This window comes from Paenirhodobacter hankyongi, from assembly GCF_003664585.1.
Taxonomy (GTDB): Bacteria; Pseudomonadota; Alphaproteobacteria; order Rhodobacterales; family Rhodobacteraceae; genus Rhodobacter; species Rhodobacter hankyongi.
Genome location: NZ_RCHI01000031.1, coordinates 1 through 11,680, shown reverse-complemented (window position 1 = coordinate 11,680; position 11,680 = coordinate 1). Strand labels below are relative to the sequence as shown.

At 60.3% G+C, this 11,680-nt stretch carries 4 protein-coding genes and 1 tRNA gene; 4 read left to right on the top strand and 1 reads right to left on the bottom strand.

Translation table 11 applies throughout. The annotated features are described in order from the left end of the window. From DYS74_RS18040 to DYS74_RS18025, 4 genes are all read left to right on the top strand, one after another. Positions 1–331, top strand: a 331-nt coding sequence (locus DYS74_RS18040; protein ID WP_147435540.1) for a hypothetical protein, incomplete at its 5' end; no start/stop codon positions are given. 84 nt (positions 332–415) lie between these two features. After that, on the top strand, positions 416–1,132 hold the full coding sequence (locus DYS74_RS18035; protein ID WP_121535015.1) for a hypothetical protein: 717 nt from the start codon (positions 416–418) through the stop codon (positions 1,130–1,132). A gap of 366 nt (positions 1,133–1,498) precedes the next feature. Then, positions 1,499–4,771: a hypothetical protein gene (locus DYS74_RS18030; RefSeq protein ID WP_147435539.1), complete on the top strand. Its 3,273-nt coding sequence runs from the start codon at positions 1,499–1,501 to the stop codon at positions 4,769–4,771. Then, a complete protein-coding gene (locus DYS74_RS18025) occupies positions 4,768–10,713 on the top strand; it encodes a DEAD/DEAH box helicase (protein ID WP_121535013.1) in 5,946 nt (1,981 codons plus the stop codon). The genes DYS74_RS18030 and DYS74_RS18025 overlap by 4 nt, the downstream gene beginning before the upstream one ends. An 874-nt stretch (positions 10,714–11,587) precedes the next feature. Here DYS74_RS18025 and DYS74_RS18020 read toward each other — a convergent pair. Next, positions 11,588–11,664: transfer RNA gene (locus tag DYS74_RS18020), tRNA-Met, on the bottom strand. Between the last annotated feature and the right edge of the window lie 16 nt (positions 11,665–11,680).

The window sequence follows — 11,680 nt, the reverse complement described above, 5'->3', positions numbered from 1 at the left end:
GCTCTTCGCTGAAACGGCTTCTCTTCATCGTCTGTCTCCTTGGTTGGAGAACAGGCTAACCTCAAAACGAGGACGTTTCAGGGGAGCAGGTCACGTGGGGGATGAGCTCCCCAAGGATGAGGCGCTGGCGAACCTGACGGTCTGGCTCCGCCATCTCGAAGCGCATCCCGAGCATGATGTCGATTGCACGCTGGAGGTCAGGGTTCCGCTCAGCTACCTGACACGGTTGATGATCCGGGGAGAACGAGAGGACAAGCCATTCCCCGTTCTCGTGCGAGAGCTTCTGGAAAAGAACGGGTATGGTGACTGTGAAGGCATGACGGCCAATTAAGGTCAGACAGATCTATGCGAATGGCGGGACGCAGGGGGCTCGGGAAGTACGGGAGCGTCAGGCTAGCTCTCAAGGAGACTGACGTTGCGACGCCGCAAACATAGCCGCTTCACCCCGTTCACGGCCTTGTCGAAACGCCGGCAACGTGATGCTTTCGTGCGCCTGCGCTGGAAGATCCGTGGCGACGCCCCGATATACGGTGGGCTGTTCACCAGCCATCTGGTGTTGGACGAGCCGGGGCGCCCCGATCTCTACAGGCAGTGGTTCGATTTTCTGTTTCTGGGGCTCGATGGCCGCAGCATCTGGAACGCCAGCATCACCACCGGCAACCTGCAATTCTGGGATCGCACTCAGAATCTCGCTGTGGAACAGACGTACTCACACCTGAGCGAGGTGGAGTTGGAAGAGGAATACCGCTGGAAGTGCATCCCCGCGGCCTACGTCGGGCGGGAGAAACTCTATCGGCTGATCCGGCCCGAACCGTGCCGCCATGCAGCGCTTGAGGGGCTGACCGTCAAGGAATATGAGGAGCGGGCCGCCGCAGAGATCCTGCGCGATACCCCGCCAGAGATCCATGAGACGTTCCGGCTCGACCGCTCGTATCGCTATGGCATCGGACTGGAGATCATCGTTGCCTCTCCGATTATCGACCGCACCGTGATCGAAGGCGCCATCAGGCGGTTCAGAGAACTTGGTGAAACCGACTGGCAGAACCCCAACCCCATTCCCCGCGATCATCTGCCGTTCCAGACAGAGGCCGAAGCTATGGCTGCCGCTGGACCCTACATGCCGCCAGGCTGAAACGCCCGAAAGGCGATGATCCACGGCCGCCCCGTTAGCAGCATCACCGCTCGGAACATGCGTGAACCTAAATTTTGCGCGGAACGTGCGCTGACCGAGTCAGCCATCTTTCGTACCACCTTTGACCCAACGCCAGGAACGGCCCCATTTCCGTCATTCGACCGACGGTGCGTTTCGAGGCGCAGCGTTCTTAAAAGCGGCTGGTCAATCTACCGCGTGGCATTGTTCGATCTGCGATGTGACTGCTAGATGTTTCCGTAACGTCACTTGCGAAACTTTTGTTTGCCGCAGAATTTCCTCCTTGCGGTCGGAATGAGCCTTCACACAAATTGCGGTAAGCATTTTCAACTTGGGGGAGTTTTGTGCATGGAGTGTAAAATCGCAAACTTCATGCTGTATCAGCAACTGAAGCTCCTTAACGCCCCACCCTTTATTGGCCTGCTATCACTTCCCGAAGTACACCGAACCAACGCAATCGAATGCACACGAACCTATCTCGGGGGCCACCCAGAGAAAATTCCAAATTTGTTCCGCGAGTTTGGCTACCTCTCCGGTTGGCTTGTCACGCACACACTCAACGACAATTACGGTGAAGAGGATCGCAAGGTCTACCGGTTGATCGAAAATACCCTCGGTGTGTCATTGGACACGCAGACCGCTCGCCGTAATCTACACCAGAGCTTCGTGCAGCTGTGCGACAGAATGGGGCTCCCCAGCCGGGGCTTCGACCGGATGGTTGACCTCTACCTGCTTCACGCTGGGGTTGCGAGATCGCAGCTGCCACACTTGGTGCGTGCCTTCCGCAGGCAGCATGACCTCTTTGGGGCGCCGCCTCTCGAGACGACGGTATCGCTCAACCGTTGGGAGGATGACTCGCTAGACTTCCTGCCCCAAGGGATCGAAACGCCGCGGCGCGCGATCCTCTGGGACGAAACGGCATGGCACGCAGCTCTTTACGCGCGGATTGCACAAGCTCCTGAGAGCTTCACGCCGAAAAACGCGTTCGAAGAAACCTTTTACGACTGTTTCAGGGACGAGCAGGTCGGCACACAGTCCCCGGCATCTTACAACAAGGCAGTTGTGCAACCCAAACTCCATTGGACCGACGAAGGTCTCATGCTGCGCTTGCCGCGTGCCCAGGGACGCATTGCGGTTTTCATCGACGGTTCGGATCGCCCCCTGCGCCTCAAGGGCGGCGAAGATTGGTTACTCGAGCAACCTTGGCCTCGTCGGATCGTGTGCGAAATAGATGGGCACCGTTTCGAGTTGAACTTCCTCTCCGATCAAAGTCGCTTTGCGGTGTTCGACATGACCATCGGACGGTTCTTGAGCGAACGCCAAGTCGGCTGGGGTGACGATATCGAATTGGATACATCCGATGCCCTTGTCGCCGCACGGCAGCCGTTTAGCATCGCGGGTATGGACGCCATCTCACTGGGCGAAGATTGCTATGTGCAGCGTGCGCCGCTCGGCCTGCGGCCCACCGAACTCACTATTGGTGCGAGCCGGCTTTCGTTGCGCACCAAAGCTCGGCGGCGGCTGATAATCTCGGGTGGAGAAATTGCCGACGGCAGCTCGGGCAAGCTTTTTGGCACGGACGCCATGATTCATGTGGAAACGGGTCTTGCCACGCGTGAAATGCGAAAAATTCGTATCGCTTCAGATGCGGGAACATGGTTGGTCGATATTCCAATCGACGAAGGACGCGGCGTCCTTCCGCTTTCTAATGCTCTGTCGTCGACCCCCTCTCCGGATCCGCAGCGTCTGCGGCTCGAACTCATGGCCCCGTCAAACGGCGACGCAGAGCCTAGACCTACCGGGATCGTGCTCAGTGCCTGGGTTTGGCCCGGCTTCGAACGTAAGGAGGGAGCGAGTTATCTCGCCACCTCCGCTCCGACGAACTTCCTTCAGGATCAATCCTCATACGTGATCGTCTCTCCGCAAGGGCTGCATCTGGATGCCAAGGGAGGTTACACCCACGCGAACGCCGTCTTCGGTATCGAGGGGAAAACGGTCAGTTTCCGATTGCCGTGGAACGATATTTCCCTGCAGCGCCGGCGCATCGACGGCACCGCAAGCACCGTGCCTCTCGGTGCGCGCATCAGCCTCGGCGCAGCGGATCGGCATGGTCACATTTCGATCCACTGCCCGGACCGGAATGCCTCGCTCCAAATCGGAACACGACATGAGGCGGCTCCTTTCGCGCTCGGGATGACGCGAAACCTTGCCATCTCCGATCTGCTTGGACGAGGGGGCGGTGCATCAGTGATCCTTCGGCGTGGTAATGGTGCCGAAGTGGTTCTGTTCGAACTCGTCGACGTCCTGGAGCCGACACGGTTCCACCTGCGTTCGATCCGAGATGGGTTGGAGATAAGCCTCGCATTCGGGACGCGCATCGATGCCATCGCCATCGAAACTGAGAACGAGATTGGCGAACGCAGCTTCCACGAGGTGGCATTGGGGCGCTGGCCGTCGCGTTCGGCCCCGCCGGCCTGGCTGTCGGCGCGACTGCGCGGCGAAGGAGCGCGTGAGGTACTGGTGTCGGTTCACCATGTCAGCAGCACGGCGGGGCTTCGTATCGGCCGCATTTTCGTGCGGCCCGACAGCACCTCCCCAAACGAAAGTTGGCGCCCCTTGCGCAATGCACGAGGCGACAGCTTTGTTGTCCCGCTTTCCTTCGGCCATGATCTCAAAGACGCCGCCTGCGATCAGCCGAAGTTGCGTTTCGAAACACTGTCCCGCTGGATGGCGGACTGTTACGCGTTGGAATGTTGGCAAAATCCCGGCCTCGAGCGAACACTCGTACCGCGTTGGCATTCGCTGGGTAGGATCATCACCGAGCTGCCGCTTGGTTCGGGTTTGCTCATTGCGGCGTCTTTTGTCCCTGCCGCGGAGGAAACTTCGCCGAGTTGGGTGCCGTTGGCGCATCCGGTCGAAATCGACGCCGGACTGTATTCGGCCACACCGACTGCATTTCTGCAACTGGGAGAGCTGCCCGATGACGGCCTGCGCGCGGGGGCGCGACTGGCGGCATTGTCGAACGTTCGGTTGCGCGACGGCCTACTGCACGCTCAAGCCCTCATGGCGTTCGACAACAGCAGGCAGGCGCAGACTACGGATGTTCAGTTGAAGGGCTTCAAAACGGAAAAGTTCTTCAAGCTGTTTCCGATTTTCGACACCGATCCCGCTGCTGGGTGGTTTTGGCACGGGACTCCGTTGCTCGGCCCCGATCATTTGCGTGCGGCGTTCCAGCAATTTGTCGAACGGCTCGAAGCGGCGCGACTGTTCGTTGATGAGGAGCCGGAGACCGGTGGCAACAGTCGTCGGCGCGAGGCCTTGCGCACGCTCGTCGACGGGGTGTGGAACCGCACCGATACCGCCTTCAGGCCGCCCATGCCCAAACGCAACGCGACCGACGATTGTCCAGTGCAGACGGACCTTTGGATTGCAGTGACACTATCGGAATTTGCCCGCGCCAGTCGCCGGGGTGAGGCGGCAAGCTTCGTCGAAACGACGGCAAAAGACCTCGGCTTGCGCAGGGAAGACGTGCTCGCCTCTCTTGGCTTCCTGCTGCGCCTCGCGCCGGAACTCTTCTTCTACTTTCTCCTCTTGTGGCAACTCGCCAAGGTGCGTCCATGACTTTCGAACTCGATCCGCTCACGTTCAAAGGCAATTTGAGCGGCACCTTGGCACGCTACACCACCACCGCCGCTGCGGTATCGAATGCGCGCGCCCCCTTGCTTTCACGGGCGGTATCGCAAGCGGTCGGGGCTGCGGCCCTGGTGAAAGGCCCCTTCGTCGAAAGCTTGCCCGATTTCGAGAAGGGGGCTTCGCTCGCCAAACTGGTTGCAGAAGGTACACTGCACCCGGGTTGGGCGGCCATGGCGAAATCGCCCAACAGCCGTAAGATTTACGAGCGCCCCCTGCACCTGCATCAGGCTGCAACGATCGGTCTGGACGAGAACTATCTGGTCGCCACGGGCACCGGCTCGGGCAAGACCGAGTCCTTCCTGTTTCCGCTTGTCGACACGCTGCTGCGTGACCCGGATCTGAAACGCCCCGGCGTGCGGGCCATTCTCGTCTATCCGCTCAACTCGCTCGTCAACGATCAAATGCACCGCATCGCGCGGCTGCTCTTTGCCGATCTCGGCGACCAGGGGATTACCTTGGGGCGCTATACTGGGCAGGTGCGCTCGAACGAAACCCGCCAAGAGGTGCAAAACCAGCTGCTCGACACACCAACCTTTCAGGCAAACTTCCCCGAGGCTCAGAGCGTGCCGAAAAACTGGTTGCTCTCGCGCGAGGAGATGCTGGAAACGCCGCCACATATCCTGATCACCAACTACGCCATGCTCGAGCACATCCTGCTCTTGCCGCGCAACCGCAAGCTTTTGTCGCATGCCGATCTGAAGTGGATCGTGCTCGACGAAATCCACACCTACACCGGCGCACAGGCAATCGAGGTTGCCTTCCTACTACGCAAGCTGAAAACGCGACTTGGCCTTGCGCCCGGCACATTACGTTGTGTGGGCACGTCGGCAAGCCTCAATTCCGAAAAGCACGATGAATTGGCGCGTTTTGCCGAAAACCTCTTCGGTGAGCCTTTCCCCAGCGGAGACGGAGCGATCATCACCTCCGAGCGCAAACAACATGCCTTGCTGACCACCGGCGAAGCGACGCAGTCTCTCAGCCCTGCCGTTTGGGGCAAGATCGGCGACGTGATCGACGATCTACGTTCGAAGGGGACTTTTGCCGACGAAAACGCGGATTACCTGCTCGAAGACTGGAACTTCGCGGTGCAGGAAGCGAAGCTTTCGGAGATGGTGCTTTCGGGCGACAGTTTCGGCGATGCGCTAACCGAAAAGCTGGCCGGCCTTCGCGAGGTGCGGCGCACGGCGACGGTGTTGATGGGGCGCTCCTTGCCGTTCGAAGGGCTCGCTCGGCTTGTATTTGGTGACGATGATCCCGCGCAGGCACGCGATGCGCTGACGGCTCTTGTCGCGCTCGGGGTTCTGGCCAAGCCGTCTGCACCGGGGGCCTTTCCGCTCTTGCCGGCGCGTTACCATCTTGCCGCCTCCGGGGTTGAGGGCATTGCACTGCGCTTGTCGGCGGAGGAGGCTGAGCACTGGACAGGCCCGCCGATCGTGAGCCGTTTGGGCTCTCATGTGGACAAGGTGCCAGCCTATCCCCTTCATGTTTGCCGCAACTGTGGCGAGCCTTATGTCGAGGGATGGGATGACGGCGCGTTTCTGCACCCGCGCGCAGATCTCGCTCCCAAGGGAAAGAGACGCGTCTTGCGCCTCGTTGGTGCAGGGCAGAGCGCCTTCGAGGACGATGCCGAGGAACTGGGCGAAGAGGAAGACGAGGCGGAAGCGCTCGACCTCCTCTGGTTCGACCCCGAGACGGGGGAAATTGTTTCCGGGCCTGCCGATGGCCTTCTCGGCCTGGGAGAAGCCGAGATGATCGAAGACGACGAAGAACGGCGCAGCTATGTGAAGCGTTGTTCGTCCTGCGGTCAGAAAGGGGGGCGCTTCGCCGAGCCGATCACGCTTGTCAATCCAGGTGACGACGCCTTGGCTTCGGTTGCGGCACAGGCCCTGATCGAAGCCTTGCCGGTGCCTTCGGGGCGGGACTCCGATGCGCCGATGAAAGGGCGTAACCTGCTCGTCTTCGCCGACAACCGGCAAGATGCGGCTTTCTTCGCCCCCTTCTTCGAACGCACGTCGCGCGATCAGGCGCTTCGGGCAGCGATGGTGCGCGCGCTTGATCGCGCGGGCAATGACTTGCTTGATCTCGACAGTCTCAAGGAGGGGGTCTGGCGCGAATTGCGGCAGGAGGGGTTCCAGCTTTACGACCGCCGCAACCCCGAGCCGCAGGCGCCGGTGCAGGCCAAGGACCGGTTGATGGGGTTGATCGCGAGCGAGCTGTGCAGCGGGGCACTGCGGCTCTCGCTCGAAACGCTTGGCCTGCTCGAAGTGCATTACAATGGTGAGAGCCAGATCGCGCAAAAGCTCGGCGCAGCGCTTCCAGAAAGCAAGCGACATCTGGCGGAGGCACTCGCGCGTTTTCTGTTAGACCAGATCCGCTATTCACGCGCCATCAATGACCTTGGCGTTCTGGATTTGACAGACGATTCCGTCTGGGGTGCCGGCAAGGCGAGCAAAGACATTTCCTGGGCAGAAACGCGGGTTCAGGCTTCGAAGCGCCTGCACACCTTGCGCCCGGCGCCGGGCGCGCAAAACCGCATCAGCTGGCTGCTCTCTACTCAGCTCGGCTTTTCACAAGAAGAGGTTGCGGTCGCGCTAGGGGCGTTCTGGAGTGCCGCTACACGGCCTGTTCTCGGCTTATTCAAGCCCGGTGGGCACGGGCATGTGCTCAACCTCGCGGCCTTGCGCATGGCACCTGCCCGCGAAGGAAACTTGTGGCGCTGCAAGACCTGCGGCGCGATCTCGCATGTCGATCTCGACGGCAAGTGTTCGGCGTGGAAATGCCCGGGTGAAACCGTGCGTATCCCTCCTGACGAGCGCGCGGCCGCCGAGCGGACGAACCACTACCTCGAGCGTTACCGCTCCACTCCACGCAGTGCCATCGCTCGGGAGCACACCGCCGCGATCGGCGTGGTTGAACGTGCCGAAATCGAAGAGAAGTTCCGCCGCGGCGAGGTCAACCTGCTCAGCTGCACGACAACGATGGAAATGGGTGTCGATCTGGGAGATCTGGAGGCGGTACTTTGCCGCAACGTGCCGCCGGGGATCGCAAATTACCAACAGCGTGCAGGCCGTGCCGGCCGGCGGGCGCAAGTGGCACCGATCGCACTGATGATGGCGCGATCGAGCCGCTATGACCAATCCAGCTTTCAGAACCTGCAAGCCTATCTCGAAGCACGGCCCGCACCGCCCTATCTGACGCTCGACAACCCCGACTTCTTCCGTCGCCATCAGGTTTCGGTGCTGCTCTCCGGCTGGCTCGACCTTCGCCTGCGAGGCTCCACGAAGACTGGGGCACCGCGGTTGCGGGATGTTCTCGGCGAAACGCTCACCGATGAAAAGGAAAAGGCGCTGGTTGCGGATCTGCGCAGCTGGCTGGCCTCGGAAACGTCGCGCGCGGTCCGCGAAAATGCGGATGCGCTCGTAGAAACGCTGCCCGCCGACCTGCGTTCGGTAGGGCTGCGCGGCGTAGATCTTACGCAGCATTTCCTCGCCAAGATGGAAGGGTGGCTTGCCATCATCGCCGGGCGTTGGCGCAACATGCACGAGGCTTATGAGGCCGCGCTCGCGGCACAAAATGCCGCCACGGAAGCCTCGGATCGTCAGAAGGCCGCAAACCGTGGCTCTGCCCGCCTCAACGATATGAAGCTCTATCTCGACCGCTTCGTCGTCGAAAGCCTGTCGCGTGGAGCGGTCATTCCGACCTACAGCTTCCCGGTGCATTCGATCCATCTCGAGATCGTCAACGAACGAAACGCATATGGCAGCGATAGCCGCGCGCTACAGCTCGACCGAGATGCAAGCCTGGCCATCGCCGAATACGCGCCCGGCGCCGAAGTGGTCGCCGGAGGCCGGATCTGGGAGAGTGCGGGAATCGCACGTCGCAGCTCGCTCAATGGTGTCGAGGCGTGGACGGAGAAGGGGTTTTACCGGATCTGCGCGAACTGCAATCACGTCGAACGCCACGACGATAAGGAGGGCTTTGCCGCGCAATGTCCGCAATGCGGAGCGAGCCCCACCTCGCAAAAAATGCCCTTCATCATCCCCTTTGGCTTTCTGACTGCCTACTCCGACCGCAATGGGCGAGATCCGGGAGCGACGCGGCTCAGAGTGCGCCCCGTGGATGAGGCTCGTTTGCTGACGCAGGCCGCTGATACCGATTTTCATGCTTCCGATCTGAACGGCGTGGACAGTTTCTTTGCTCCTGCGGTTCCGCGCGGCGGCGAAAAGGCCGGGCAAATGTTCATCGCCAACCGGGGACCGGCGGGAAAAGGCTATCTTCGTTGCCCAAAATGCGAATTTGCCCTGCCCACCCCCCGTGACTTCGCCTTTGGCAAAGAGATACAGAAGAAGCACTCCAATCCCCGGACGGGGGATGTTTGCCCGGTCGACAAGCTGGGTTGGCCGACCGACCTCGCTCATATCTTCGAGACCGATCTGCGCGCGATCCGGTTCAGCTTTCCCCTGCCGCAGTTCGACGGGGGAACCGAACGGGAAAATAGAGCTGCGCGTGAAGGATTTATCCGCACGCTTTCCGAAGCGCTCCGTTTGGCCGCGACGGATCTGCTAGGCACCGACCCGCGCGACGTGCGGTCCACCGCCGAAATTCCGACTGGAAGCGCTGTGGTCATTCTCTCCGACGCAACGCCGGGGGGAGCGGGCTATTGCCGTCGCCTTCTGAACCCTGAGGAACCTCGGTTTTCAGCGCGCGCCCTGATTGGCAAGGCAGCCCAGATCCTGGATTGCGACCGCGGCGAGGCCTGTGAATCGAGCTGCTCGCATTGCTTGAACGATTTTTCGAACCAGCAATACTGGGACAAGCTGAACCGGCACCCGGTGCTGGAATGGCTGATGTCGCTCTTGGCGCAAACCCGGCCACATCCGTCACACGCACCCGCCGACGTCGTGCCGCTCGCCAACACGAGTGCCGAAACCTTACCGATGCGGTTCGAGAACTCGCAGCTTGTGGTGGTTGCTGCGTCGCGGCTTTGGGGGGCACTCGACACCGAAACCGCGACATCCAGCTTGCGTGCGGTGCGGCGCTGGCTCGATGATGATGAAAGCCGAAAGCTCTATTTGCTTGTTTCGGAGAATTCCGAGCGCGCTGGCGCTACCTCTACCGCGCTGGATCGGCGATTGATCGAAGGGCTCGTTCAATACGAACGGAACAAGCAGATCGAGGTCCGCACGATAGCCGCGAAGTTGATCGAGGCGGCGCCGCGGCTCAGCGTCGTCAAGCCCCAAGCCGTGGAAGAGTATTGGGGTGGAATCGATGGCGAAACGGTTTTCGCGGGGCCCTTGAACGGGGTTTCGCACAAGGGGAGCAGGCCATTAGGCGACAGTTGGCTGGGGCGAAATGTCGACACTATGAATACATGCGGTTCGGTTCTCGAGCATTTCAACGTGAAGCTGAAGAGACTCGAATTCAAACCCGGTAGCCCCCGCAACTTCGGTCAGATCTTCGAGGCAATCGCTGGCCGACAGGTCGATCTGCGCCTTGAAGATCCCTATTGCGTCAAGGAACAACGCAATCTCAAAAGGCTAGAAACGTTCCTGGATGAACTAAAGAAATGCAAGGTGCGGATCAGGCGGTTGACTGTACAATGGAACCCCAAAACGAATTACGAGATGCCCGAGAAAGTGCAGGGAGAAAAACTCGCAAAGGCGCTTTCCGGAAAGGGGCTCTACGGACAGCTGAATCTCGAACCATACAATCCGCAATATCGGAAAGATTTTCATGATCGCCTTTTGCATGCGACCACTGTCGATGATCAAACGCCTTGCGAGGTGAGCTACGACATCAGTGCTGGCATCGACAATCTGATGAACCCCAAGAAGGAATGCAAAGTCGTCAGCCATATCGAATGGGGGTGAGTTGCACGTTATCGCAGGCTGCAGCGTGCCTCTGCGTTCCGCCCTTCATGTCCATCGGCGATGTAGCCGGAGTTCCCAGCCGAATGTCCGCTTCCGCGGCGAATCTAGGATCCCCTCGTGCCTAGAGCGAACGACCGTTCCCGCCCTAGGCGGACCGTGAGTCTCATCCTCGATCGCGTGCTTATCGCCGTTTTGTCTCCGCCGCTCGCAATGACAGCGAAGGCGAGAACCGCTGCGATAATTGAGGTCTCCGCGCTTCTCGCCTTCGCTGACGTTGAGGGCGGTTCTTCCGTCGTTGGGTGGCGCCGAAGGTCACGCAATTAGGTGCCGAAGCTTAACGCAATCGGGTGCCGATTTCTCTGCGAACCAGCAACTGGAGGCAGATCCCACCCACGTATAGATGAGCAGAGCCTGCTGAGCCATTACCTGCAGGGGCCTTTTGGGGCGCGGTCGGAGCGACAGTCGGTTCGACTGATATCTGCGCGAAGGCTGGCCCATCGACGGAGATCTTTTCGCCTCGCTCTCGTCGATCAGCGACCCACCACTTTCTCACCAGGCATTCGTGGGCATCCAGCTCGGCGGCGACATCTCCAGGTGACATGCCATCTTCCCGAAGGCGCCTGGTCGCCTCGCGTTTGAGCTCGCTCGGCCAAATCCTTTTGCCCGACGGGGAGGTCCGGATCTTGAACCCCCAGACTTCACGTTCCGCCATAGTCGCCTCCGATCATCGTTCGGATGCAGAGTAGCTGACGAGAAGCAGTCAGTTTTAGAGGGCAATCAGGGGGTCAGATGCAACGCTTACGATCGCTTGCCGCAACGCAAAACAGCACCCCGAGAGGTGCCGCGTAACGTGCTGTTATTGCGTGGTATATTTTGGTTGCGGGGGCAGGATTTGAACCTGCGACCTTCAGGTTATGAGCCTGACGAGCTACCGGGCTGCTCCACCCCGCGACCGGTGACCATTGGG

Coding starts and splice junctions, on each gene's coding strand:
- DYS74_RS18030 (WP_147435539.1), top strand. CDS start 1,499: ATGGAGTGTAAAATCGCAAACTTCATGCTGTATCAGCAACTGAAGCTC.
- DYS74_RS18025 (WP_121535013.1), top strand. CDS start 4,768: ATGACTTTCGAACTCGATCCGCTCACGTTCAAAGGCAATTTGAGCGGC.